General features: G+C 54.7%; 22 protein-coding genes and 1 pseudogene. 10 read left to right on the top strand and 13 right to left on the bottom strand.

The window, feature by feature from the left end:
- Positions 1–17 precede the first annotated feature (17 nt).
- From dcuC to udk, 4 genes are all read right to left on the bottom strand, one after another.
- The gene (gene dcuC, locus M2406_RS01480) at positions 18–1,376 is read right to left on the bottom strand and encodes an anaerobic C4-dicarboxylate transporter DcuC (RefSeq protein ID WP_012006012.1); all 1,359 of its coding nucleotides are present in this window, start codon (positions 1,374–1,376) and stop codon (positions 18–20) included.
- Positions 1,377–1,572: 196 nt separating this feature from the next.
- Complete coding sequence (gene asmA / locus M2406_RS01475; protein ID WP_135344471.1) at positions 1,573–3,408, bottom strand: outer membrane assembly protein AsmA; 1,836 nt, start codon at positions 3,406–3,408, stop codon at positions 1,573–1,575.
- A 44-nt stretch (positions 3,409–3,452) separates the two neighbouring features.
- On the bottom strand, positions 3,453–4,034 hold the full coding sequence (gene dcd, locus M2406_RS01470; RefSeq protein ID WP_012006010.1) for a dCTP deaminase: 582 nt from the start codon (positions 4,032–4,034) through the stop codon (positions 3,453–3,455).
- A 126-nt stretch (positions 4,035–4,160) separates the two neighbouring features.
- Entirely contained in the window at positions 4,161–4,802 is a 642-nt protein-coding gene (gene udk, locus M2406_RS01465) for a uridine kinase (protein ID WP_012006009.1), read from the bottom strand.
- Positions 4,803–5,048: 246 nt separating this feature from the next.
- On the opposite strand from udk, the gene M2406_RS01460 reads away from it, so the two are divergent.
- Positions 5,049–5,678 carry a phosphatase PAP2 family protein gene (locus M2406_RS01460; RefSeq protein WP_115182885.1) on the top strand — a complete coding sequence of 210 codons (630 nt, stop codon included), beginning with the start codon at positions 5,049–5,051 and terminating at the stop codon, positions 5,676–5,678.
- 51 nt (positions 5,679–5,729) lie between these two features.
- Here M2406_RS01460 and apbC read toward each other — a convergent pair whose 3' ends face one another.
- Positions 5,730–6,842, bottom strand: coding sequence for an iron-sulfur cluster carrier protein ApbC (gene apbC, locus M2406_RS01455; RefSeq protein ID WP_012006007.1), 1,113 nt, complete (start codon positions 6,840–6,842; stop codon positions 5,730–5,732).
- A 159-nt stretch (positions 6,843–7,001) separates the two neighbouring features.
- On the opposite strand from apbC, the gene metG reads away from it, so the two are divergent.
- Positions 7,002–9,029, top strand: coding sequence for a methionine--tRNA ligase (metG, locus tag M2406_RS01450; protein ID WP_126501462.1), 2,028 nt, complete (start codon positions 7,002–7,004; stop codon positions 9,027–9,029).
- A gap of 158 nt (positions 9,030–9,187) precedes the next feature.
- Here metG and M2406_RS01445 read toward each other — a convergent pair.
- A pseudogene (locus M2406_RS01445) lies at positions 9,188–9,520 on the bottom strand (endonuclease domain-containing protein); the annotation flags it as partial.
- A 244-nt stretch (positions 9,521–9,764) separates the two neighbouring features.
- On the opposite strand from M2406_RS01445, the gene M2406_RS01440 reads away from it, so the two are divergent.
- The 6 genes from M2406_RS01440 (at position 9,765) to sanA (ending at position 16,078) form a co-directional block, all read left to right on the top strand.
- Positions 9,765–10,988: an MFS transporter gene (locus M2406_RS01440; RefSeq protein WP_012006004.1), complete on the top strand. Its 1,224-nt coding sequence runs from the start codon at positions 9,765–9,767 to the stop codon at positions 10,986–10,988.
- Between the two features lie 136 nt (positions 10,989–11,124).
- Positions 11,125–11,532: a CidA/LrgA family protein gene (locus M2406_RS01435; RefSeq protein WP_012006003.1), complete on the top strand. Its 408-nt coding sequence runs from the start codon at positions 11,125–11,127 to the stop codon at positions 11,530–11,532.
- Positions 11,529–12,224, top strand: coding sequence for a CidB/LrgB family autolysis modulator (locus M2406_RS01430; RefSeq protein WP_012006002.1), 696 nt, complete (start codon positions 11,529–11,531; stop codon positions 12,222–12,224). The genes M2406_RS01435 and M2406_RS01430 overlap by 4 nt, the downstream gene beginning before the upstream one ends.
- Before the next feature lie 137 nt (positions 12,225–12,361).
- Entirely contained in the window at positions 12,362–13,246 is an 885-nt protein-coding gene (gene cdd / locus M2406_RS01425) for a cytidine deaminase (protein ID WP_017892167.1), read from the top strand.
- 221 nt (positions 13,247–13,467) lie between these two features.
- The gene (locus M2406_RS01420; RefSeq protein ID WP_012006000.1) at positions 13,468–15,165 is read left to right on the top strand and encodes an NAD-dependent malic enzyme; all 1,698 of its coding nucleotides are present in this window, start codon (positions 13,468–13,470) and stop codon (positions 15,163–15,165) included.
- 169 nt (positions 15,166–15,334) lie between these two features.
- A complete protein-coding gene (sanA, locus tag M2406_RS01415) occupies positions 15,335–16,078 on the top strand; it encodes an outer membrane permeability protein SanA (protein ID WP_017892166.1) in 744 nt (247 codons plus the stop codon).
- Positions 16,079–16,323: 245 nt separating this feature from the next.
- On the opposite strand, the gene mglC is transcribed toward sanA, so the two are convergent.
- The 7 genes from mglC to M2406_RS01380 all read right to left on the bottom strand — a co-directional run bounded on the left by mglC (position 16,324) and on the right by M2406_RS01380 (position 24,758).
- Positions 16,324–17,334 carry a galactose/methyl galactoside ABC transporter permease MglC gene (gene mglC, locus M2406_RS01410; RefSeq protein ID WP_012005998.1) on the bottom strand — a complete coding sequence of 337 codons (1,011 nt, stop codon included), beginning with the start codon at positions 17,332–17,334 and terminating at the stop codon, positions 16,324–16,326.
- Positions 17,335–17,345: 11 nt separating this feature from the next.
- On the bottom strand, positions 17,346–18,854 hold the full coding sequence (mglA, locus tag M2406_RS01405; RefSeq protein ID WP_012005997.1) for a galactose/methyl galactoside ABC transporter ATP-binding protein MglA: 1,509 nt from the start codon (positions 18,852–18,854) through the stop codon (positions 17,346–17,348).
- A gap of 165 nt (positions 18,855–19,019) precedes the next feature.
- Positions 19,020–20,012, bottom strand: coding sequence for a galactose/glucose ABC transporter substrate-binding protein MglB (gene mglB / locus M2406_RS01400; protein WP_012005996.1), 993 nt, complete (start codon positions 20,010–20,012; stop codon positions 19,020–19,022).
- Positions 20,013–20,268: 256 nt separating this feature from the next.
- Positions 20,269–21,306, bottom strand: a complete 1,038-nt coding sequence (gene galS / locus M2406_RS01395) for an HTH-type transcriptional regulator GalS (protein ID WP_012005995.1) — start codon at positions 21,304–21,306, stop codon at positions 20,269–20,271.
- A gap of 129 nt (positions 21,307–21,435) precedes the next feature.
- A complete protein-coding gene (yeiB, locus tag M2406_RS01390) occupies positions 21,436–22,617 on the bottom strand; it encodes a DUF418 domain-containing protein YeiB (protein WP_115182891.1) in 1,182 nt (393 codons plus the stop codon).
- A gap of 70 nt (positions 22,618–22,687) precedes the next feature.
- Positions 22,688–23,353: a GTP cyclohydrolase I FolE gene (folE, locus tag M2406_RS01385; protein ID WP_012005993.1), complete on the bottom strand. Its 666-nt coding sequence runs from the start codon at positions 23,351–23,353 to the stop codon at positions 22,688–22,690.
- A gap of 247 nt (positions 23,354–23,600) precedes the next feature.
- The gene (locus M2406_RS01380; RefSeq protein WP_259188195.1) at positions 23,601–24,758 is read right to left on the bottom strand and encodes an MFS transporter; all 1,158 of its coding nucleotides are present in this window, start codon (positions 24,756–24,758) and stop codon (positions 23,601–23,603) included.
- Between the two features lie 106 nt (positions 24,759–24,864).
- Between M2406_RS01380 and M2406_RS01375 the strand changes: the two genes are divergently transcribed.
- Both M2406_RS01375 and M2406_RS01370 read left to right on the top strand, forming a co-directional pair.
- Positions 24,865–25,782: a putrescine utilization regulator PtrR gene (locus M2406_RS01375; protein WP_259188194.1), complete on the top strand. Its 918-nt coding sequence runs from the start codon at positions 24,865–24,867 to the stop codon at positions 25,780–25,782.
- A 26-nt stretch (positions 25,783–25,808) separates the two neighbouring features.
- Positions 25,809–26,936: an S-(hydroxymethyl)glutathione dehydrogenase/class III alcohol dehydrogenase gene (locus M2406_RS01370; RefSeq protein WP_012005990.1), complete on the top strand. Its 1,128-nt coding sequence runs from the start codon at positions 25,809–25,811 to the stop codon at positions 26,934–26,936.
- Positions 26,937–26,939 lie beyond the last annotated feature (3 nt).

The following is a 26,939-nucleotide window of genomic DNA, read 5'->3' as shown; positions in this document are numbered from 1 at the left end:
GCATCGCTCGGCCGCTATTATAAATGCTGGGGAACCAGTAACTCCGTCGCCACAATCACCACGATCAACCCAACAATCACCGGTACCGAAGTACGTTTCACCACTTCGAACGGCGAGATTTTTGCCATGCCGGATACCGCCACCACCACCCCGGAAACCGGCGACAGAGTGCGTCCCAGATTCGAAGCCTGCAGCATCGGGATCACCAGATACGCCGGATTAACCCCCATCTGCGCCGCCAGTTTGGGAATCAGCTCTACGAAAGCATAGAACGGAGCGTTGCCTGAACCGGTGGTCATCGCCGCCAGCATGGTAATCACCACCAGCACCAGCATCATGATGATGCCGCCGGTACCGAATGACTGCGCCAGGCTGATCAGCCCGCTGATAAACCCGACGGTGCTCAGCCCCTGGGCGAACACGCCAGCAGCTACCAGCAGCATCACTACGCTGGCAAAAGCATCCGCCATACCGCGATAAGCGACTTCCAGACCGGTAAATACCTGTTTGGCGCTGAAGCTGCGCAGGAATTCAATTACCGCCGCCAGCAACATACAGCCAACCAACACGGTGATAATATGCAGTTCCGGTCCCCATTTCCCATCAAACACCAGCACGCCAAGGATCGGGGTAAACGGCAGCACCGCGTAGAACCCCGGCGCATGAGTGGTGATTTCGCTCACATCCATAATGTGATGCTGTTCATTGGCCTTCTTGTCGAGGTAACGCTGCCAAAAGAAATGCGCAACCGCCATGCAGACAATCGCCGCAATCGAGATGGGTAACGTAGTTTTAAAGGCGAAATCAACCAATGGCATTTCCGCCGCCTTGGCGGCCAGCACCACGTCACCCGAGGTTGGTGCCAGAATAATCGCCGCGGGTGAAGCACAAATCGCCGCTGCCGCACCACGGCTGATACCCACGTTGACCATCAGCGGGAAGAGCGTAGCCATCAGCAATACGCCCAGACCAGTGGCAGACGAGACTGCCAGTGACATCAGACAGGCAACAAAATAGGCCGCCACCATCAAAAGGTAGGGGGAATTGATCATTTGCAGCGGACGGGATGCCAGCTTGACCACCACATCATTGGCGCCAATGTGCGTCATATAGGCCGCAAATCCGCACAGCATCATAATCATCATGCCAAGATCGCCACCACGGCTCATCAGCAGAATTTTGACGTATTCAATGATGTCGGTCGCGCGCCAGCCGGTAGATGTGGCGCTGGCAGGCAACAAACTTTTGCCCATCAGGGCACTGATGGCCAACAGTAACAGGCCACCCACCATCAATACGCCAGTGGCGGAGTAACCTTTGATGATATAACGGCCAACGCCTGCCGCGACGACTGCCCCGATCAGAAGCTCTATCATATTCCCTCAACTTATCATTTTCGTTTTTGACCGTACCAAAGCGTATAAATCGCTTAACTGCGCACACTCTGCACAAACTCAGGCACAGACGTCATGATATCCGTCAAAGTTACGGGAGGAAATTATTGGGAAAGGGAAATACTCTGGTGAGGTTTACTGAGAGTGCGGGCCAGGTCACCGCCCGCACTCTCAAAGATTAAAGCTTATCGAGCAGTTTTTTAAGGTCCTGGCCTTCGCGCGAATCCTTGTTTTTATCGGCCCACTTGTTCAGCGCATCCTTCGCCCGGTTCTGCAGCGTTTTACGCAAGATTTGATCGACCTGCAACTGGTAGTTGAGCTGGTTCCACGGGCCATAAACTCGCAGCGGGATTGGCGTTTTCTGCAGTTGCTCAATCAGATCGTCGCGCCCTTTCCAACCGCTGGTTACGCGAACGTTAAGTTGCATATCGCACTGTTTGCCCGGCATATCTACCGTCCCATTGCCGCTCAGTTTTAACAACGGAGAATCTGCACCCAACTCGGTGATTTTTACCGTACCCTGGTTCAGGCTGGCTTTAGCCGACAGTTGTTTCACTTCGGTATAACGCTGGTAATCATCCTGTCCACGCACGCTACTGTCATTACGCGCCACAGCCTGCTGAATCAACTGCTGAATATTCAGACCGTGCAACTGCGCGTCCTGCATCGCCAACTGGGCAGTGCCCTGCCAGCGCCGTTCAAAAGATTGTGACGTCAGCCGATCTCCGGTTAAATCCCCTTGCATGCTGAATTTCCCGGTCATGACTTGCGGCATCTCAAACGCCTTCAGAATGCTGCCAAGTTCAACCTGCTTCACCATCGGCTGCACGCTAATCACCGGTCTGCGGCCACGCGCGTCCAGGGTGCCTGGTAAAGCGAAATCACCACCGGCTACCTGCCCGGAGAACGAATGCAGCGTTAACAGACCCTGTCGGTTTTCTGCCTGGGTCGAAAGATGGGAAATATTCATGCCGCGATAGGTCAGTTGATCCACGCTCAAATTGAGCTGTGCGTTAAACTCGCGCAGCACCTCAAGATTTTGCTGCGGGTCATCCATTTGACTGGCAATGACCGGCGAAGAGGTGACGTTCTGTACTTGCGATACTTGGGAACTACTGGACTGCCAGCCGCTAAACGCATCAAAATTCACCGCAGCAGACGTCAGATTAAGCGTATAAGCCGGTATCTCACCGAACTGGATGCTGACGCCACCGCTAAAGGTGCTGTCATTGACCCCCAGGCTCAGTTGGCTTAATGCAAGTTGCTGCGGCGTTTGTTGATATACCACTTTAGTGCTGCCGTCACCTTTAATGCCACCGGCAAGTATGTCAGCCCCCTCCAGTTGGTAACTGAATTGGGTGACATTGGCTGCTATGCGCCGCGGATATTGCTGCAGATCGATATCAGCCGCCAGGTTGAAGGTCAAATCACGCTGATTGCGGTTTACCCGGCTGGAAAGCTCCATTTGCGCCTGACGTTTGGCATTTTGCTGCAGGGTGAGATTAATATCGCGAACGTTGATCTGTTCGTTATTGGCACGTTGCCAGATCAACAGGCTGTCCACTACCCGCAGATTATCGATATCAAATTTCCACGGCGTATCTACCGACTCTTCGGCATGGCCCGCAGGCGCGATAGGCGCGTCCGGTTGATTTTGTTCTTCACTGTCGGGGGTAAGGCGGATGACGGCGTTTTTCAGCATCACCTGTTTAACAAACAGCTGATGCGACAACAGCGGCAGCAGTTTGACATCAAGGCGCATATTATCCGCACTCACCACCGGCGCTTTGGCTCCGGGTGCAGTCAGCGTCATACGACCGGCCAGAATGCTGAGCTGTGGCCAGATATGCCAACGCAAGTCACCATCCAGCGTCAGATGATAACCACTCTTTTGTTCGACCTTCGTGACCATATAGGCGCGAAAATCATTCGGATTAACCAGCAGTACCAGCGCAGACATCCCCGCCACCAGCACCACCAGTAAAATCACCAAAGTCGTCAGTAATCTTCTCATGCCATCCTCTTGTCAGCGCCACACCGACCGTGCTTCCTGCGCTGTTAGTCCTTGTCGATTCGGCTGGCGACTGCGCCCTGCTGATCGCGGTATTTTGCATCCTGGCGGCTATTGTAAGGACGCGCTGCCGGCCCGGACAGTGGTTCAAAACTCAGTGCGCCGATCAGCATGCCTGGGCGTAATGCCAGCGGCAGCTTACCTGAATTATAGAACTCCAGGACAATTCGGCCCTGCCAACCTGGATCGATACGGTGCGCGGTCACATGAACCATCAGGCCCAGACGCGCCAGGGAAGAACGGCCGTCCAGCCAACCGACCAGATCGTTTGGCAGCGTGACCGATTCGAGCGTGACCGCCAGCGCCAACTCTCCCGGGTGCAGGAAGAAAGCCTCCCCTTCCGGCAGAACGATTTCATCACTCATCACGCGATCCAACGCGGCGCTGACTTCGTCTTTTGGCCCACTCAGATCGATAAAGGCAGCGGTGTGGCCACGAAAAACGCGGAACTGATTGCCTAAACGGACATCCACTGTGGCCCCGTTAATACGCTCAATCGGCGGACGCGGTGAAATCACCAGTTTTTCACAATCCAGCCAGGCTTCTATATCACGGTCGCACAGTCTCATTTATTTATCTCCATCAAGGCGTGTCACTAAAACAAAAATTGCCACACAACGGGCGAAAGGTCTACGCCGCGGCGTAAATAGTTGCCCGCTGGCCGGAAACACGGGTTTTCCGGCCATTGAACGGCATTACTCAAAGAACTGGCTGATTTTGGCTTTCAGAATATCGATCGCAATGCGGTTTTTACCCCCGCGTGGGACGATAATGTCGGCGTATTGTTTGGAAGGATCGATAAACTGCAGGAACATCGGGCGGACGGTTTTCTGATATTGCGCCATTACCGAATCCATCGAGCGACCACGTTCATTCACATCACGCTTCATACGGCGCATCAGGCAAATATCCAGCGGCGTATCAACAAAGATCGAGAAATTCATTTCCTGACGCAGACGGATATCCGTCAACAGCAGGATCCCCTCAAGAATAATCACCTTTTTCGGTTCTAGGTGAATGGTCTCTTTCTTACGCGTGTGCTCGGTGTAACTGTACAAGGGTAACTCTATCGCCTTGCCTGATTTCAGCATCTGCAGATGCTGAAACAGCAGGTTGTGGTCCATGGCGCTTGGGTGGTCATAGTTTGTCTTGACCCTTTCTTCCATGGTCAAATGAGTCTGGTCTTTGTAGTAACTGTCTTCAGGAATAACGCCGATATGTTCATCGCCAACCTGATCGCGAAGTTCACGATACAACGTACTGGCGATAAGGCTTTTTCCGGAGGCAGATGCGCCAGCTATACCAATAATGACGCACTGATGCGGCTTGTCAGTCATAAAATTGAAGACCTGATTTCGTAGTGTGAAGGGGGGGAACTAAAACGCGTCAATTATAGGGAGTTAGTGCCCTTAGCGCCAGACTATATTGTCACCGCCAGGCCGCTATATCGGGTTATTTCGTCGGATTGGCCTGCCACGATTTTCAGATGATTGCTTCTAGGGCTATCTGGCATGCCGGGGTAAACTCGGTGACTTGATGATAATCCTGACAATTGGGATTGCCTTATTTCACCGGAGACCGACGTGCTGGACTGGTATTTTCTGACATTTTTTGGCGACAGTATGTTGCTGCTGCCGTGCTCATTGATTCTCTTTGTCGTATTAGTCGTGCCACCAGCCACCCGAACCGCAGGCTGGCAATGGGCGCTGATTTTCGGCGGTGCCGGCGGCGTGGTATGTGCCTCCAAACTGGCCTTTATGGGCTGGGGCATTGGCATTGAAAGCTATGACTTTACCGGCTTTAGCGGCCACTCTGCGCTGGCGGCCAGTATCTGGCCGGTGTTTCTCTGGACGCTGACCGGGCGTTTTTCGCATGCGGTTCGCAGTATGGCGCTGGTGGCAGGTTTGGTGTTGCCCCTCACTATCGGGCTATCACGCCTGGCCATTCAGGTGCATTCGCCTTCGGAAGTGGTGAGTGGACTGGTGTTGGGTTATCTGGCCAGCACTCTGTTCCTGTGGTTACAACGAGGCAAGGCGCGCCCGCAGCTTTCCTGGTTACGGATCATTTGCGCACTGGCTTTACCGCTCGCTCTGATGGGCAACCGGCAACCGGCACCGACGCAGGGCCTGTTGGAACATATTGCCACCGCTCTGGCGCATATCGAACGCCCTTACACCCGCGCAGATCTGCACAAACACATTACGACCCCATAAACAAAACCCCGGTACATGTCCGGGGTTATTTTCTGGCTGGCGTTAAGTTAATTACAGCGCGCGGAAAGAGATTTCCGTCGGAATAGCTTCACCCTGCCAATACATCTGCGCGGCAACGCGACCGGCAAGCTGGCGATACAGCTCGGCAAATTCACTGTCCGGGCGGCTAATCACCGTCGGCTCGCCACGATCCAAATCTTCACGCAGTGAAATATGCAGCGGCAATTGCCCCAGCAGGCGGCTATGGTATTTCTTCACCAACTTCTCCGCCCCACCGGTACCGAAAATGGGTTCGTGGTGTCCGCAGTTGCTGCAAATATGCACACTCATATTTTCCACAATGCCCAGCACCGGCACATGAACCTTCTCAAACATCACAATGCCCTTGGCGGCATCAAGCAGCGCGATATCCTGCGGCGTGGTGACCACCAAAGCTCCGGTAACCGGGATGTTTTGCGACAGCGTCAACTGAATATCACCGGTGCCCGGTGGCATATCCAGCACCAGATAGTCCAGATCCGGCCACAGCGTATCCTGCAGCAATTGCATTAACGCCTTACTGGCCATCGGGCCGCGCCAAACCATGGCGTTGTCATCAGTCACCAGATAACCGATCGAGTTGGTCGCTAACCCGTGGGCAATGATCGGCGCCATGTGCTGACCGTCCGGCGAGGTTGGTCGCTCGTTTTCGGTCCCCAGCATGTTCGGAATTGACGGGCCATAAATGTCGGCGTCTAGAATACCGACCTTGGCCCCTTCCGCAGCCAGCGCCAACGCCAGGTTAACCGCCGTGGTGGATTTACCCACCCCGCCCTTGCCGGAACTGATGGCGATAATATTACGCACGCCTTTGATGCCGGCCTGATCGTTGGCGCGTTTCAGAGTGGTAATGTCGTGCTTCAGTTTCCAGTCGATTGCCTCAGCACCGGTCACGCGCAGTAATTCTGCACTGACGCTGTCTTTCAGCACCTCAAAACCGCTCTGCCAGGCGAATGGCATAATCAGTTCAATGTGCAACACATGATCCAACAACGCGCAGTGGTGAATGGCCTTCAGCGCGGTCAGATTATTTTTTAACGTCGGGTGTTCAAAGGCGGCCAGTACACCGGTCACCAGGGCACGCAGAACTTCGGGGTTGGTCTGCTCGGGGGATTTTGTGCTCATCCCGGCTCCTTGATTTTAATGGATAGCTTCTCGCTAAGCATATCAGAACTGCAGGCCGGTCGGCGCATGTCTGTATAAAGAAACCGCCCTAGCCGTGGCGAGCGCGATCGGGTAACATCAAAGACCCTTTTTATTCATTACAGAAACCAAGTTCTCACTATGCCTCAAGTCGCGAAAAAATTATTGGTGACGTGCGCGCTGCCGTACGCAAATGGTTCCATCCATCTCGGCCACATGCTCGAGCACATCCAGGCAGACATCTGGGTTCGTTACCAACGAATGCGCGGCAACGAGGTTCATTTCATCTGCGCGGACGACGCGCACGGCACGCCGATCATGCTGAAAGCTCAGCAGTTGGGTATCAAGCCGGAAGAAATGATCGCGGAAATGAGCCAGGAGCACCAACAGGATTTCGCCGGTTTTGGCATCAGCTATGATAACTATCATTCAACCCATAGCGATGAGAACCGTGAGCTGTCGAACCTGATTTACGGCCGCCTGAAAGAAAACGGTTTCATCAAGAACCGCACTATTTCTCAGCTGTACGACCCGGAAAAAGGTATGTTCCTGCCTGACCGCTTCGTCAAAGGCACCTGCCCGAAATGCAAATCACCGGATCAATACGGCGATAACTGTGAAGTCTGTGGCGCAACCTATAGTCCGACCGAGCTGATCGATCCGAAATCCGTGGTTTCCGGTGCGACGCCGGTGCTGCGTGATTCCGAGCACTTCTTCTTTGATCTGCCGTCGTTCAGCGAAATGCTGCAGGCCTGGACACGTTCCGGCGCGCTGCAAGAGCAGGTCGCAAACAAGATGCAGGAATGGTTTGAGTCCGGTCTGCAACAGTGGGATATCTCTCGCGATGCGCCGTATTTCGGCTTTGAAATCCCGGATGCGCCAGGTAAATACTTCTATGTCTGGCTGGATGCGCCAATCGGCTACATGGGTTCATTCAAAAACCTATGCGACAAGCGTGGCGATCTGGACTTTGACGAGTTCTGGCGCAAGGACTCCACCACCGAGCTGTATCACTTTATCGGCAAGGACATCGTTTATTTCCACAGCCTGTTCTGGCCGGCAATGCTGGAAGGCAGTAACTTCCGCAAACCGACCAACCTGTTCGTACATGGCTACGTAACGGTAAACGGCGCCAAGATGTCCAAATCTCGCGGCACCTTTATCAAGGCCGGTACCTATCTGCAACACCTGGATGCCGATTGCCTGCGTTACTACTACGCCGCCAAGTTGTCTTCACGCATCGACGATATCGACCTGAATCTGGAAGATTTCGTGCAGCGGGTAAATGCCGACATCGTGAACAAGGTGGTGAACCTGGCTTCGCGCAACGCCGGCTTTATCAGCAAGCGTTTTGGTGGTCAACTGGCCGACAAGCTGGCCGATCCGGCGCTGTACCAAACCTTCGTTGATGCAGCGCAAAGCATCGCCGAGGCCTATGCCAGCCGTGAATCCGGCCGGGCAATTCGCGAAATCATGGCGCTGGCCGATCTGGCAAACCGCTATGTGGATGAACAGGCGCCGTGGGTAGTGGCCAAACAGGAAGGCCGCGATGCGGATTTACAAGCCATTTGCTCAATGGGCATCAACCTGTTCCGCGTCCTGATGACCTACCTGAAACCGGTAATGCCGTCGCTGACTGAACGCACCGAAGCCTTCCTTAACTGTGAGCTGAGCTGGGACAGCATCCAGCAGCCGTTGCTGGGCCATCAGGTTAATCCATTCAAAGCCCTGTTCAACCGTATCGATCTGGACAAGGTCAATGAGATGGTCAGCGCCTCGAAAGAAGACATGGTGGCGGCGAAAGTGGTCACCGGCCCACTGGCTGAGGATCCGATTCAGGACACCATTACCTTTGACGATTTCGCCAAGGTGGATATGCGTATTGCGCTGATCACCAGCGCCGACTTTGTTGATGGTTCGGACAAACTGCTGAAATTGCAGTTGGAGCTGGGTGGCGAAACACGCCAGATCTTCTCCGGCATTCGTTCCGCTTACCCGGACCCGAAAGCGCTGGAAGGCCGCCTGACCATCATGGTTGCCAACCTTGCGCCACGCAAAATGCGCTTCGGTATCTCCGAAGGCATGGTGATGGCTGCCGGCCCGGGCGGAAAAGAAATCTTCCTGCTCAGCCCGGACAGCGGCGCACAGCCAGGGATGCAGGTGAAGTAAGCTTCCTAACGAGTCCCCTCACCCTTACCCTCTCCCCAGGGAGAGGGGACCGTTATGCGATGCCATTCAGTATGATCTGGCCTAATATTCTGCTCCCCCGGCTCTGCTTTCTCCCTCTCATGGGGGAGAGGGCCGGGGTGAGGGGGATCTTTATCCACCGTCAAATACTGCATAATAATCTCAGCCACTCCCTCCCAATGGTTTAACACTTCATCATTCCAAAAACGCAACACGGTAAATCCGCGGCTCACCAGGAAATGACTACGACGGGTGTCATAACTGACCTGTTCCATATGTTGCCCTCCGTCCAATTCAATAACCAGCTTCCGTTGCCAACAAACAAAATCAACAAAATAAGGCCCAATCGGAAACTGACGACGGAATTTCAAACCATAAAAACGGCGGTCCCTTAGTCGTAGCCATACCGTTTTTTCCGCATTGCTCATATTGGCTCGTAACCGACGCGATACGGGCGTTGATTTCCTTTTCATAAAGACCTCCGTCTACACAATAACGCCAAGCAAGGCACTGACCTTGAACCCAGTGTCGAACTTGCGCCTTGCTTCCAAAAATTTCGCCATAACGTTGGGGAAACCACGGGCAAAAACGGGCAAATAATCACGGTGTCGGAGACTACCGACGTAGCCTCTTTTTTCAGTATCCCCTTTCTTACGGGCCAAAATAAGCTATCTTATCCATACGGGTTTAATTACTGTATGCATAAACAGGTCTGACATGAAGGGATTCCCACCGCTGATCAACACATTACTGGCCAGCTCGCTGGTATTGACCATTGGGCGTGGCGTCACGCTACCGTTCATTACCATCTATCTCACCGGGCATTTCCACCTGCTGCCGAAAAGCGTCGGTATTATTTTGGGCATCAGCCTGATGATCGGTATTTTCGCCAGTCTGTATGGCGGTTACCTGGTCGACAAGTTCAACAAAAACACCTTGATCCTGACGGCCATTTTGCTGTTCGCCTTGAGTTTTTTCGCTATTCCGTGGATCCCGCGTCCGGGTGGGATCATCGTGGTATTGGCTATCCTGCATACCGCCTATTCGGTACTGGGCATCACCATCAAGGCCTGTTTTGCCGACTGGCTACCGGTTGCACAACGTATCAAAGCCTTTTCAATCAACTACACGCTGGTGAACGTTGGCTGGGCGGTGGGCTCATCACTGGGGGTGATGGTGGCAGGGCTGAACCCATTGTTACCCTTCTACCTTTCCGGCGGATTGGCTTTATGCACAGTGACGGCATTGAGTTTTAGCCTGCACCGACAACGCACTACGCCGCCGGCAGCGACTGAGGCCGTGCCCTCTGCGCCGCCCAATTTCCGCCAGACGCTGACCATTCTGCGCAACGACCACCGGCTGATTTACTTTACTCTCGGCAGTACGCTTGGCGCGGTGGTTTTTGGCCAGTTCACCGGGTATTTATCGCAATACCTGATTCTGGTTTCCAACGCCGAGTTTGCCTATCAGGTCATTGGGGCGGTGATGATTGTTAATGCCTGCATCGTCATCGCGCTGCAGTATCTACTAAGCCGGGGCATGCGGCAGGAAAACATGCTGCGCTGGCTGGCGCTGGGCACCGTGTTTTTCATTCTGGGGCTGATCGGTTTTAGCCTGGCCGGGCAATCACTCTGGTTGTGGGCCATAGCTATGGCGATATTTACCCTGGGGGAAATTATCGTGATCCCGGTGGAGTATATGTTTATCGACTTTATCGCCCCACAGCATCTGAAAGGCAGTTACTACGGTGTGCAAAACCTCAGCGCTTTGGGCGGTGCCATCAACCCGGTGCTGTGCGGTTTTATACTCAGCTATGCCGCACCGCAAATGATGTTTGTGATGCTGATTGCTGCCGCATTGTTCAGCCTGCTATTCTTTTTCCTCGGCCATCGCCTGGCACAAAAGCAGCAATACCGCGCAGGCATCATCAGTACTAAATAAAGGCGCACCGGGCTTAACTACGGCTGTCAACCTGCCTGACAGGCATGGCAGCCATAGAGAGAATTCATGGTGTGATTTGTGGCGGAGGTCACAGTTTAATTGTATGATGAATGCATCGGTTAAACGGGATTAAGTTATGGCCAAGCTATTCACTCTGTGCTGGAAATACCTGAGGGCAATTGTCCTTATCTACCTTTGCTTATTCGCCGGCAATGCAATCGCGGCGCTGCTGCCGATCGCCATTCCCGGCAGCATTATCGGCATGCTGCTGCTGTTCGCCCTGCTCTCCACGCAAATTATGCCGGCCAGGTGGGTCAAACCCGGCTGTCATCTGCTGATCCGCTATATGGTGCTGTTGTTTGTGCCCATCGGCGTTGGCGTAATGAAATACTATGACCAGATCCTTGATCACCTCGGCCCGCTGGTGGTTTCCTGCATTATCAGCACCCTGATGGTGCTGGTGGTGGTGGGCTACACCTCGCATTATTTCCACCGGGAACGTCGCATCGTCGGCAAACCGGATGCCGCGGAAGGTGAAAAATGATCCATGAAATCTGGTGGTCATTGCCGTTAACGCTGGCAGTCTACTTTGCCGCACGCAAGCTGGCGCAGTGGCTGAACATGCCGCTGCTGAACCCGCTGCTGGTATCCATGGCGGTGATCATTCCCCTGCTGTTACTGACCGGCATCCCTTATGAACGCTATTTTCAGGGCAGCAAAATCCTCAATGACTTATTGCAGCCCGCCGTCGTCGCGCTGGCCTACCCGCTGTATGAACAGCTGCACCAGATCCGCGCCCGTTGGAAATCCATTATCGCCGTCTGCTTTATCGGCAGTATGACGGCCATGATCAGCGGCGGTGCCATCGCTTTATTGATGGGGGCGACTCCGGAAATTGCCGCTTCCATCATGCCCAAATCGGTTACGACCCCTATCGCCATGGCAGTGGCGGAATCGCTCGGCGGCATCCCGGCAATCAGCGCCGTCTGCGTAATCTTCGTCGGTATTCTCGGTGCAGTATTCGGGCATACATTATTTAAACTATTGAAAATCACCACTCGCTCGGCGAGGGGTTTGGCCATGGGTACCGCATCTCATGCACTGGGCACGGCTCGTTGCGCGGAAATGGACTATCAGGAAGGGGCATTCGGCTCTTTGGCGTTGGTGATCTGCGGGATCATTACCTCGCTGCTGGCCCCCTTCCTGTTCCCGGTACTGCTACATATGTTCAGTTAAAACGGTTAAAACTTGCGATACATCTCGCAATTATGCTTTTCATTGCATTGATTTCATCAATAAAGAGATTTGCATCACACTTTATTCACGCAAGGCTGCCTAGAATGTTATCCCGTTAACCTGTAGAGAGAGTTTCTATGCACCCGCGTTTTCAAACCGCTTTTGGCGAACTGCCCGCCACCTTGCAATCCGCCCTGCAGTCTTATATTGATGCGCCTGATTTCCCGGCCATGCTCAAGGCGGAACAAGTGGACGCGATCAAGCAGCGCTGCGGGCTGGATGATGATGCTCTGGCATTCGCTCTGCTGCCACTGGCGGCGGCCTGCTCGTTAGCGCCAATCTCACAATTTTATGTCGGTGCCATTGCCCGTGGGCAGAGCGGCAATCTGTATTTTGGTGCCAATATGGAATTCAGCGGCGCCCCGATGCAACAAACCATTCATGCGGAACAGTGTGCGGTGACCCACGCCTGGCTGCGCGGTGAGCCCGCCCTGGCCTCCATCACCGTTAACTACACGCCTTGCGGCCACTGCCGTCAGTTTATGAACGAACTGAACAGCGGAGTCAGCCTTAAAATTCGTCTGCCCGGCCGTGAACCGGCAACGCTTGGCGATTACCTGCCGGACTCCTTCGGCCCGAAAGACCTGGATATCACTACGCTGCTGATGGACCAGGTCGATCATGGTTTCCAACTGGCGCTGACTGACGAACTGGAAAAAGCAGCGCTGGCCGCTGCCAATCAGAGCCACGCGCCCTACAGCAACGCCCACAGCGGCGTCGCACTCGAGGCTGAAGACGGCACAGTCTACACTGGCCGTTATGCGGAAAACGCCGCCTTCAACCCAAGTCTGCCCCCCCTGCAGGCCGCGCTGATTCTGATGAATGTTTCCGGCGACGACTGCCAGAAAGTGAAACGCGCCGTGCTGGCTGAGCCAGAAAGTGCCATCCTCACCCAATGGGATGCTACCCGTGCCACGTTGGCTGCCCTGGGCTGCCAAAATGTCAGCCGCATTACTTTCTGATCCTGACCCTGGCGGTGCCGCCCGGCACCGCTGTTAACAGCCCCGCCAGCCAAATACAATGGCATTCACGTCTTAAAACACTTTCTTTAGTTAAATTAGGATTTGATCGTCGATAATTACGCCAATTTACCTCATGATCCGATAACAATTGCTGTACATATTTCGCCGATCTTTTAGGATCACCCTTATAAAGTTATCCGATACGTTGAAGAGCAAAAGTCATGGAACTTGAATACGAAAGCAAACGCCCTCTCTACATCCCTTATGCCGGCCCGATCCTGTTGGAATTCCCACTGCTGAATAAAGGCAGTGCCTTCACCGAAGAAGAGCGCAACCATTTCAACCTGCAAGGCTTGTTGCCCGACGCGGTGGAAACCATTGAAGAACAGGCTGAGCGCGCCTATCGCCAATATCAGGATTTCAAAAACGACAGCGATAAGCACATCTACCTGCGCAACATTCAGGACACCAACGAAACCCTGTTCTACCGCCTGCTGGACTCCCACCTGAGCGAAATGATGCCGATCATCTACACGCCAACGGTGGGTGAAGCCTGCGAGCATTTCTCCGATATTTACCGCCGGGCGCGCGGGTTGTTTATCTCCTACCCGAACCGCGATCGCATTGACGACATGCTGCAAAACGCCACCAAACAAAACGTCAAAGTGATTGTCGTCACCGACGGCGAACGTATTCTCGGCCTGGGCGACCAGGGCATTGGCGGCATGGGCATTCCTATCGGCAAGCTTTCGCTGTATACCGCCTGCGGTGGTATCAGCCCGGCCTATACCCTGCCGGTAGTGCTGGACGTGGGTACCAACAACCCACAGCGCCTGAACGATCCGCTGTATATGGGCTGGCGTCATCCGCGCATTTCCGGTGATGAATACCACGCTTTCGTTGAAGAGTTTATCCAGGCGGTGAAACGCCGCTGGCCGAACGTGCTGTTGCAGTTCGAGGATTTCGCTCAGAACAACGCGACTCCGCTGCTGAACCGCTATCGTGACGAAATCTGCTGCTTTAACGACGATATTCAGGGTACCGCAGCGGTTACGCTGGGTAGCCTGATTGCCGCCAGCCGCGCTGCGGGCAGCCAATTGCGTGACCAAACCGTGACCTTCCTGGGTGCCGGTTCCGCCGGTTGCGGCATTGCCGAGCAAATTATCGCCCAGATGAAATCCGAAGGTCTGAGCGAAGACGAAGCGCGCGCCCGCGTGTTCATGGTTGACCGTTTTGGTCTGCTGACCGACAAACTGCCTAACCTGCTCGATTTCCAAAGCAAGCTGGTGCAAAAAAGCGAAAACCTGACCGCATGGCAGACCCAAAGCGATGCCATTTCGCTGTTGGACGTAGTACGTAACGCCAAGCCCACCATTTTGATCGGCGTTTCCGGCCAGCCGGGTCTGTTCACCGAAGAACTGATCCGCGAAATGCACAAGCATTGCCCGCGGCCGATCGTAATGCCGCTGTCCAACCCGACTTCACGCGTGGAAGCCCGTCCGGAAGACATCATCAACTGGACCGAAGGCGCTGCGCTGGTCGCCACTGGCAGTCCGTTCGCACCGGTACACTATAAAGAGCAACAGATCCCGATTGCCCAATGCAACAACTCCTATATCTTCCCGGGGATTGGTCTGGGTGTGTTAGCCTCTGGCGCGACCCGTGTAACGGACGCGATGCTGATGGCCGCCAGCCGGGCACTGGCCGAGTGTTCGCCGCTGGCCACCGACGGGCATGGCGCACTGTTACCGGATATTGACGATATTCAGGGCGTGTCAAAATGCATCGCGATGGAAGTGGGTAAAGCGGCTCAACTGCAGGGAATGGCGGTAGTCACTTCTGAAGAAGCGCTGTCGAAAGCCATCGAACACAACTTCTGGCGACCGCAATACCGCAGCTACAAGCGCACCTCTTTCTGATTTGCACAAGCAAGATGATAAAGTCCGGCTCGCCGGACTTTTTTTATGGCCGAAAACGCCTAAAAATGCGGCGCAATGCGTGCCAGAAGGGGGACAAGCTTGCTTCAAGTAGTCAGGTAAAGTAGCCTTGAACCATCTTTTTTGGCCACGGTGCGCGTAAGGCAATAACATGTGGAAACGCCTGATAATCGGCTTGTTTGTCATCGCTGCATTGCTGATGCTCTCGGCTATCGCGCTCGATCGTTGGATCAGCTGGAAAACTGCACCTTTCGTCTATGACGAACTGCAAGGGCTGCCCCATCGCCAGGTCGGCGTAGTACTGGGTACCGCCAAATATTACCGTACCGGCGTGATCAACCAATATTACCGCTACCGCATTCAGGGGGCGATCAACGCCTACAACAGCGGCAAAGTTAAATACCTGCTACTGAGCGGTGACAATGCCCAGCAAAGCTACAACGAACCCATGACCATGCGCCGCGATTTAATCGCCGCCGGCGTGGCGCCCAGCGATATCGTGCTGGATTACGCCGGGTTCCGCACCCTGGATTCAATCGTACGTACCCGCAAGGTGTTCGACACCAACGACTTTATCATCATCACCCAACGCTTCCACTGTGAGCGTGCGCTGTTTATCGCGCTGCATATGGGGATCCAGGCGCAGTGCTACGCGGTACCCTCACCAAAAGATATGATGACAGTGCGTGTGCGCGAGATCTTCGCCCGCCTTGGCGCGCTGACCGATTTGTACATCCTCAAACGTGAACCGCGCTTCCTCGGCCCGCTGATCCCGATCTCCGCCATGCACACCATCCCGGAGGACGCCCAGGGGTATCCGGCGGTATCACCGGAACAATTGGTCGAGCTGGAACACAAGCTGGAAGCGGAAAAGCAAAAGGCCAAACAGCCTTAATTGCCCCTCAGTAAAACAAAAGGCGGCCAGGGCAGTAATGCTTGTAAGTTAAGGTGATATTGTTCCCTCTCCTTTGGGAGAGGGTTAGGGTGAGGGGATACAAACCAACGCAAAAGCCCCTCACCCCGGCCCTCTCCCTTGGGAGAGGGAGACGCCCACTTAAACAACGTCGTACATTCTTATTCAGAACTTTGCTTAACTGACCGGCATTACAGCATTTGCTGGCCGTTTTTTCGCAGAGACTTTTACTTCTTCTTGGCGTACTTCAGTGAATCCAGCGCTACCGCGAAGATAATGATGCCGCCCTTGATGATGTACTGCCAGTAAGGGTTAACACCAATGTAGGTCAGGCCGTAGTTGATGACGGTGAAGATGATCACCCCGGTCACCACTCCCAATACCGTACCGACCCCACCGGCAAAGGACACCCCACCGACCACGCAGGCAGCAATCGCATCCAACTCATACATAAAGCCGAGGTTGTTGGTAGCACTGCCGATACGGCCCGCTTCCAACAAGCCGCCAAACGCATAGAACACGCCAGACAGCGCATAAATCATGATCAGGTTCAACGGCACGTTCACGCCGGAAACCTTTGCCGCCTCAGGGTTGCCACCGATGGCGAAGATGTTTTTGCCGAAGCGGGTTTTATTCCACAGGATCCAGACAAAAATAATCGCAATAATGGCGTAGAAGGTAATGTACGACAGCTTAAAGTCGCCAAAGCGCAGGAACCCCTGAGCAAAGGTGGAGAACTTGGGATCAAACCCCGCCACTGGCGATGCACCAACAGAGTCGTAATACAGCGAGTTAATGCCGTACACGATAATCATGGTACCCAAAGTGGTAATAAACGGCGTCACGTTCAGATAGGCGATGATCAAACCGTTCACCAGACCAATCACCGCGCCCACGGCACACACCAGCAGGATCACCAACGGAATCGACCAGGTTTCCATATGCGGAAACACCTTGTTGACGTTATCCATCGACTGCAACAACGTCGCCGCGATCACCGCCGCCAACCCAACCTGACGCCCGGCGGACAGGTCCGTCCCCTGGGTAACAATCAGCCCTGCCACACCCAGTGCAATAATAATGCGCACCGAAGACTGCGTCAGAATGTTGCTCAGGTTCATTAAGCTGAGGAAAGTCGGATCCTGGATAATAATAATTGCCAGCAGCACCAGCAATACCACGTAAATGCCACCTTCCTTAAAATAGGTGAACAAAGTTTTCTTATTCAGCGCGTTCATAATTCTGATCCTTAAAGGTGCAGGGATGCGAGACGTAAAATTTCATTTTGCGAGGTCTGTTTGGTGTTAACGATGCCTGCAACCTGACCATTACTCATCACCAGTATTCTGTCGGTAATTCCCAAAAGCTCCGGCATTTCAGACGAGACAATAATGATCCCCTTGCCCTTCTTCGCCAGTTCGGTCATCAGCTGATAAATTTCGAATTTGGCGCCAACGTCAATACCGCGCGTCGGTTCATCCAGCATCAATATTTCCGGTTGGGTCAGCAGCCAACGGCCGATGATCACCTTCTGCTGGTTACCGCCGGACAGCGAGCCGATGTTGGTATGATGACCCGGGGTCTTGACCCGCATTGCATCGATCACCCATTGGGTGTCGCTTTTCATTCGGGCATTATCCAGCAGGCCGATTTTGTTTTTATAGTTACGGATATTGGAGATCAGCGAGTTAAAACCGACATCCAGATAAGCGTAAATCCCGGTGGAACGGCGCTCTTCCGTCACCAGAGCAAAACCGTGGTTAATCGCTTCATTGGCGCTGTGGTTGTTGATGGCCTTGCCGTGCAGCTTGATGGTGCCCGCAATTTTTTCGCGGATGCCGAACAGCGTCTCCAGAATATCGGTACGCTTGGCCCCCACCAATCCGGCAATGCCGAGGATCTCACCCTGATGCAGATCGAAGGAGATATCGCGAATCGAAGGCTGGCGCATTGAGGTCAGGCCCTTCACCTCCAGGATCACCTCGCCCGGCGTATTTTGCCGATCGGGGAAACGCTGGCTGAGCGATCGCCCCACCATCATCGAAATGATCTTGTCCATATCCAGCCCTTCCAGCGGCTGGGTGGCGATCCACTGGCCATCGCGCAGGATGGTGATTTCGTCGCACAGTTGGAAAATCTCTTCCATTTTGTGCGAAATATAGACGATGCCGCAGCCGCGCTCTTTCAGCTTACGGATAATGGTGAACAGATGATTCACCTCTTTTTCCGTCAGCGAAGAGGTTGGCTCATCCATAATCACAATCTTGGCGTCGTAGGAGAAAGCCTTGGCAATTTCGATCATCTGCATCTGCGATACCGATAACGTGCCCACTTTATCCCGTGGGTTGATATCAATATCCAGCTCGTCGAATATCGCCTGGGTGTCCTTCAACATTTTGTCCTGATCGACAAACATGCCCTTGGTCGGGTAGCGTCCCAACCACATGTTATCCATCACGGTACGCTGCAACACCAGGTTCAACTCCTGATGCACCATTGAAACACCGTGTTCCAGCGCCTCTTTGGAGCTTTTGAAGTCAATTTCCTGGCCCTGAAAAATAATACTGCCGGCATCTTTTTTATAAATGCCGAACAGGCATTTTAATAATGTCGATTTCCCCGCGCCGTTCTCCCCCATTAATGCATGAATGGAGTGCGGACGAACGCGCAGATTCACATTATCCAATGCCTTGACGCCGGGAAATGACTTACTGATATCGGTCATTTCCAGCAGAAATTCGCGTGGGCTGTCGGCCATAAATACACCTGGCTATGTTACCCGTCGCCTTTCAAGACTCAGCATGGCTAGCTGCAACTTGAAATTCATCGGGTATAGGCTGTGATTTGAAGAATAAATTTCCCCGCCTGCGGCTTTCCTGGTGTTGGCGCTGGGCAGCGCACCTCAGGCGGGGTCATTCAGAACTTACTTAATAAACTGAGACAGGTTGTCTTTATCTACGCCAACGTAAGCAATGCGCACCACTTTATTTTCAATCTTATATTGGGTGCCATCGGCGGCCGGTTTGCCTGCAGCCAGGTTTTTCGCCAGTTCGAAAGTGGCTTTAGCCTGATTGTCGGCATCGTTCAGTACTGTCCCTGCCATAGCGCCGGATTTCACCATCGCCAGGGCTTCAGGCAACGCATCCACACCGAATACCGGAATGCTGGACTTGTTATGCGCTTTCAGCGCTTCTACCGCGCCCATTGCCATCGCATCGTTGTTGGCAATCACCACTTCTATTTTGTTGGCATTAGGGCCGGACAGCCAGGCATCCATCTTGTCTTTGGCCTGGGCGGTGTCCCACATCGCGGTGTCCATCTGCAATGCCTGCGTCTTGATACCGTCGTCGTTCAGCGTTTTAGTCACGTAGGTGGTACGCGCTTCAGCATCCGGGTGGCCTGGCTCACCTTTGAGCAACACATACTGAATCTGACCATCTTTGTTCAGATCCCAGTTCGGGTTAGCCTTCCAGTGCTTCTCGATCAGTTTGCCCTGGATCACACCGGACTCTTTAGAGTCGGTCCCCACGTAATAAGCTTTGTCATAGCTGTCCAGCGCTTTACGGGAAGGCTCTTTGTTGTAAAACACGATAGGGATATCGTTTGCGCGCGCCTTATCAATCACCACCGGGGCGGCTGCCGGGTCAACCAGGTTGATCGCCAGTGCTTTAACGCCCTTGGCGATCAGCACGTCGATCTGATCGTTTTGTTTGGATTGGTCATTCTGCGAGTCATTCATCAGCAGGGTGACGTCCGGAGAGGCCTTGGCGTCTTTCTCGATAGCCTTGCGTACCACCGACATAAAGTTGTCGTCATATTTATAAATTGTGACGCCAATACGGGTATCTGCATGTGCTGCGGCGCCAAACATCATGGCTGCGGCCGTCGCGGCCAGGGTGAAAACCTTCTTATTCATTGTGTGTCTCCGGTTTATGTAGGGTCTTGCTCGGTGTTAGGCCAAAGGTAACCGGTGGCGAATGCACAACCGGGCCTGGCAGTTTCCCTGTCATCCGTGAATCATGTTATTCCTGAAAAGTGTGGTGCCAGCGCGAGGTAAAGAACAGCAGCGGCAAGTGCCTTTACGCTGGAAAACGACTAGAGCATAGACGGCGTGATGTTAATAATCTGTGAATTTTCTCACAGATTGAAAACGGTTACACAAGAATAAATGTTCAGAGAGTGACCGCTGCCTCAATTTGCCACGGAGCCACGGAATGGCGGCGTACCAGAGTGGGCATAAACAAATGGCGGTCCTGCGGCTCCAGCCGGCCTGCCGCGCCCAGCAGGGCCAACTCGGTGGCCAGCGTCGCCATGGTGACAATGGGATAGCGCACCGTGGTGAGCTTGGGGCTGGTATAGCGTGCGATGGGGATATCATCGAACCCCACCAGCGAGAAATTTTGCGGTACTGTGATAGCGTTTTCTTTCAGCACCGCCATGGCACCGGCAGCCATGGCATCGTTGTAAGCAAACACCGCGCTCAAATGCAGGTTACGCCCGAGTAACTCGACCATTGCCGCTTCCCCACCCTGCAAATCCGGCGAACCATAGGCACGCCAATTGTCCGGCGTAACCAACCCAGCCGCAGCCATCGCCTGCGTATAGCCCTGCTGGCGCAGCGGCCCGTCTTCTATCGGGTGGTTGGAGCCCAGATAGCCAATGCGCTGATGCCCCTGCGACAGCAGCAAACGCATTGCCATCTCCGCGCCGCTGACGTTGTCCAGGCCAACGCAGCGATGCTCATAGCCGGCAATGATACGGTTGATCAACACCATGCCCGGCACCTGGTCGAGGAAAGTCATCAATTCGGCATCGCACAGCGCTTTAGCATGCACAATCAAGGCATTACAGCGCTGGCGAATCAGCACTTCGATAGCGTGACGCTCTTTGTCTGCCTGATGATAACTGTTGCCGATCAGCAAATATTTGTGGTGTTGCTGCGCTACGGTGTCTACCGCTTTCACCAGCGCACCAAAGAAGGGATCGGAAACGTCCATCACCACCACCCCGAGGGTATCGCTGCTCTGGGTGGCCAACGCCTGTGCATTGGCGTTGGGCCGATAACCCAGTTCAGCCACCGCCTTAAGCACCTGTTCACGCGTCTCTTTACTGGTCAGGGCGCTGTGGTTCAGCACGCGGGAAACGGTCGCCACGGACACGCCCGCACGCTTCGCCACGTCGCGAATGGTGGTTGGGTGAACAGAGGTCATGAAAAATCCTGAGGTCGGGGTAGTTGACAGTGGCGCTATCCTACCCCGTTTGTCATCCTCCTCTGCGTGAATTCCGTCACAGGAAAGAAAACGTTTACATACATTTTTTTAACCTACCTGCGCCAGATCTCAATTCACTCCCTTAGGCTCCGTGTTACCGGCGGCCAGAGAGGTCAGTTTGCGCCATAGCCATTCCACCGGTCCCTGGGCGAAGTAACGCAACCACAGGTTAGAAAACAACAGGTTAGCCAACCAGACCAGCGGCACAAACGCCAGCAGTTGCAGGCGATCGAACTGTTGATACAGGCCAAAGCGATAGAACAGCGTGGTACAGATCAGCGTTTGCAGCAGGTAATTGCTCAGTGCCATGCGCCCAACCTGCGTCAACCCATGCCCAATACGCAGCCGCGACAGCGTCGGCCAGAAACCGTAACACAGTGCCAGATAGCCCATGGCCTGCAGCGGAGCGCCCAGTTCGCGCGGTACCTGTAATAAAAAGCCGCTCCAGCGGTAGTCCCAGTGAAGATGCCATTGCAACGCCACCGCCGGCAGTTGGATCAGCAATGAAAGCGGTATCAGCCAGGCGGCCTGACGGCGATAGTAACCCGGCGAATAGGTGCCACGCAGCCAACCGCTGCGCATCAGTCCGGCACCAAACAGCATCAGCCCCGCCAACTCCCAGCCATATTGCGCGCCAATCGCCAATAGGCTAGACGAGAGCAGATCGGTACGGCTACGCCAAGCCTCCATACCGCCCTGCAGCTTCCAGAATTTTTCATACTGCAGTTCCGCAACGCCGGGCTGCCAGAAACCGCCCGGCTCACCGTGCGAGATAAAGCCCAGCAACAGCAGAACCCCGACGCCGATCAGGTAGAGCACTACGCCGGTTTTCAATAGCTGATAGGTTTCTTTGGCATCGCGGATCATCCGCCAGCACACCAGCCCGATCAGGCCATAGGCCAACAGGATATCGCCGTCCCAAAGGAAAATGGCATGCGCCAAACCAAACAGCACCAACCACGACAGCCGCGCACGTATCCAGCCCTTGCCGCGCCGCAGCAGCATCTGCAGGCCGGCACCAAACAATAAGGCAAACATCGCCAGAAACTTGGCCTGGGCGAAAATATCCAACAGCGCCCAGGTCCAGGCGTCACGCGATGATGGCAGCCCCAGATAGGCAGGATTCAGGTAGGCCGCCTTCGGCAGGCCAAAGGCGCTGATATTCAGCAGCAGAATGCCAAGGATGGCGATACCGCGCACACAGTCCAGAGTGGCGATGCGTGGCAGCGGTGTGGTCGAAGGGTTGCTCATTATTTTATCGCTGTATTCCGGCCATTAAAAAGGCGCCCGCAGGCGCCTGTTCTTATTCGTTAACCCCGTATCACCCCTGGTGATGTCGCACCGCACGCAGGAATTCCTGACGGGTGTTCTGGCTGGACTTGAACAGCCCACCCAGCGAGGTGGTGGTGGTGGCGCTGGTCGCGTCGCGGATACCGCGCGCCTTAACACAATAATGGACCGCATCAATCGATACTGCCACGTTATTGGTGCCCAGCAGGGTTTGCAATGCCACCAGGATCTGTTGAGTCAGACGCTCCTGCACCTGTGGGCGCTGGGAGAAAAATTGCACGATACGGTTGATTTTCGACAGGCCGATCACCGCATCTTTCGGAATGTAGGCCACGGTCGCTTTACCGTCGATTGTCACGAAATGGTGTTCACAGGTGCTGGTCAGGGTAATGTCGCGCACCGTCACCATTTCATCTACCTTCATCTTGTTTTCGATGACGGTAATTTTTGGGAAATTCGCGTAGTCCAGGCCGGAGAAAATTTCATCGACATACATCTTGGCAATGCGATGCGGGGTTTCCGCCAGGCTATCGTCGGATAGATCGAGATTAAGCAGCTGCATGATTTCCGTCATGTGCTCTTTAATACGGCGCTTGCGCGTCTCGCGATCCAGCACTTCACCACGCAACGGGGTTTCCAGGCCACGCTCTTCGAGCGCCGCATGAACCAGAACAGCTTCTTTACTTAATGATGTCATTTCATCTCTCCAACGGACCTGAACTCGCCAATCCGGCTGCTTTACCGAGCAGACTGGTGAATTGCATACTCTCCTGACGGCAGAGGTTTCCGTCATTGGTAACGTGAACCCGGTCAAGATTTTGACCCCACTCTAGATGAGAGTGAGGGGATTATCCAGCGATTGTGCTTCATCCGCAGGTGAAATATTCGCATTTAGCACAATCAGGCCCGCTGCGGCTATTCCACGTTTTTTGTACGGAATTTAATCACAGCGCCGTCGGTTTTCGTGCCAGCTCGCGCGTCGGGGTATTCACCACCAGCAGGCCGGCAACGATCAGCGCCACCACGGCGACATATAACGCCGGTTCCAACCGATGGGTCAAGGTAGTGGATAGCGCCGACAGCGTCGGGCCGACCAACTGACCAATCGCATAGCCAGTGGTCAACAGTCCCGCCATGTAACGCGCATGATTAGGTGCCAGTTCCCTGCCGTGCTGGATCGACAGCTGCACTACGCTGAGGAAGCCACCGCCGGTCAACAATGCCCCCAAGGCCAGTCCGGCCACCCCAGGCACGATTTCCGCACTCAAGACCCCCAGTGCCTGTACCCACAGAGTCATGGCCAGACGCGTTTGGGTGGTCAGCTTGTGACGGGTCAGGATGCCAATGACAATCCCCAACACCGCCGCACCGCCGAAGACAGGCCAGACAAATTGCGCGAACACGCTGCCAGGAAAACGTGCGGCGGCCATTTGCGACAGAAAGGTGGCCGGCAGGATATAGCCGAAGCCTGCCAGGCTGTAGCTCAATACCAGCCGCTTCAGCGCCGGAGTCAACAGCAGAGGCTCCGGTGCTACATCAGGACGATGCAATTCACCGGCCTTAGGCAGGTTAATGCTGATTGCGCCAATCAATACCAGTGCCAACACGCCATACACCAGCCAGGCCTGAGACGCCGTCAGCGCCAGGCTGTGAATGCCTACCGCCAGCATGCCGCTGATAAAAATCCCGGCCCCCGGCCCGGCGAAGACCGCCGCACTGAGCGCCGGCCGGCCATAGTGAGCCAGCCGTTCGTTGGTCCAGGCCGCCACCAGCACCATCGCCCAGCCGCTGGCCCAACCAATCAGGAAACGCACGGCACCGTGCCACCATTCGCCCTGCACCCAGGCCGAAAGCAGCGTCAAGATTACCGCCCCCCACACGCCCAGCCACAGCCGACGTTCAACATGTCGGTTGGCGCGCATTGCGTCATAGGCACCGCACAGATAACCCAGGTAGTTGATGGCCGCCACCAGCCCGGCCCCGGTCAAGGTAAACTGGTGCTCGGCAATCATCAGCGGTACCTGTGGGGTAAAGGCGAAACGACCAATTCCCATGGCTACGATCAATGCAATAAAACCACTCAGGGCAATTCTTAAGGCCATGTAGAGTATCCAGACTGTTAAAAGAAAGTTGCCAGTATCATGCCGCAGTATTACACTCACAAAAACTGAATAATACTCATCAAGTTCATCACGAAAAGAGAAGATAATGGATCTCACCCAGCTCCGCATGTTCTGCAGCGTCGCCGAAACCGGCTCCGTTGCCCGTGCCGCCGAGCAGTTGCACCGCGTACCTTCGAATCTGACCACCCGCCTGCGTCAGCTCGAACAGGAACTGGGCACCGATCTGTTCATCCGCGAAAAACAGCGCCTGCGCCTTTCGCCGATGGGCCATAACTTTCTCTGCTACGCCAACCGCATTCTGGCCCTGAGTGAAGAAGCGATGAGCATCACCCATGCCGGCGAGCCGGCAGGTAACTTCGCCATAGGTTCGATGGAAAGCACCGCCGCCACACGCTTGCCAACGTTACTGGCAGCCTATCACCAACGTTTCTCACAGGTGTCACTGTCGCTGACCACCGGTACCTCCGGCGAGATCACCGAACGGGTACGCGCCGGTACGCTGGCGGCGGCACTGGTCGATGGGCCGGTACAGTATGACGAACTCAATGGCTGTATCGCTTTCCCCGAACATATGGTGGTGATCTCATGCCTCGATCACCTGCCGATCCATAGCGCCAAAGACGCCAAGGGCGAAACGCTGTTTGCCTTCCGCGCCAGTTGCTCTTACCGCCTGCGGCTGGAGTCCTGGTTCAAGCGCGAAGGCATATTGCCGGGCCAGGTGATGGAAATCCAGTCTTACCACGCCATGCTGGCCTGCGTCGCCAGCGGCGCCGGGCTGGCGATGATCCCGCATTCGGTGCTGAGCCTGCTGCCGGGCCATGAACGGGTAAAAGTGCATACTCTTCCGGACGACATCGCCCAAACCGCCACCTGGTTACTGTGGCGGCGTGATGCCTTCGGCCCGAACGTTCGCGCCCTGAAAGAATTAATTATTGAACAGGCAGAAACCCTCTCGGTTGAAAATACTGCCTGCGATTTACCCAATGCTATCGACATAGCCTGATTAAAAATAGACCACTGGAGACTATGATGGAAATGATCAAAACCCGTGCCGCCGTTGCCTGGGGCCCGAACCAGCCGCTGAAAATCGAAGAAGTGGATCTGATGCCGCCGCAAAAAGGCGAAGTGCTGGTGCGGATCGTCGCCACCGGCGTCTGCCATACCGACGCCTACACCCTGTCCGGTGCCGATCCTGAAGGCGTATTCCCGGCGATCCTCGGCCATGAAGGCGGCGGCGTGGTAGAAGCCATCGGTGAAGGCGTGACCAGCGTAGCGGTTGGCGATCACGTGATCCCGTTGTACACGCCGGAATGCGGCGAGTGCAAATTCTGTAAATCCGGCAAAACCAACCTGTGTCAGGCGATCCGTGCTACCCAGGGCAAAGGCCTGATGCCGGACGGCACCACCCGCTTCTTCAAAGACGGCAAGCCTATCTTCCACTACATGGGCACTTCAACCTTCTCCGAATACACCGTAGTGCCGGAAATCTCACTGGCAAAAATCAGTAAAGAAGCCCCGCTGGAAGAAGTCTGCCTGCTGGGCTGCGGCGTCACCACCGGCATGGGCGCGGTCATCAACACCGCCAAAGTGCAAAAAGGCGATACCGTGGCCATCTTCGGCCTCGGCGGCATCGGTCTGTCGGCAATCATCGGCGCACAGATGGCGGGTGCAGGCCGCATCATCGGCATCGATATCAACACCAGTAAGTTCGACCTGGCGCGCAAGCTGGGCGCTACCGATCTGATCAACCCGAAAGACTACGATAAACCTATTCAGGACGTGATCGTCGAACTGACCGACGGTGGCGTTGATTTCTCCTTCGAATGTATCGGCAACGTCAACGTGATGCGCTCGGCGCTGGAATGCTGCCACAAAGGCTGGGGCGAATCGGTGATTATCGGCGTTGCCGGTGCCGGTCAGGAAATTTCTACCCGTCCGTTCCAACTGGTGACCGGCCGCGTATGGCGCGGTTCCGCCTTTGGTGGCGTGAAGGGCCGTTCGCAACTGCCGGGCATCGTCCAGCGTTATATGGACGGCGAGTTCGCGCTAAATGACTTTATTACCCACACCATGGGGCTGGAGCAGATTAACGAAGCGTTCGATTTGATGCACGAAGGCAAATCCATCCGTTCCGTTATTCACTTCGACAAAAAATAAGCC

It is taken from the genome of Serratia sp. BIGb0163, from assembly GCF_024809935.1.
Taxonomy (GTDB): domain Bacteria; phylum Pseudomonadota; class Gammaproteobacteria; order Enterobacterales; family Enterobacteriaceae; genus Serratia; species Serratia quinivorans.
This window is presented reverse-complemented; position numbering and strand designations above follow the sequence as displayed.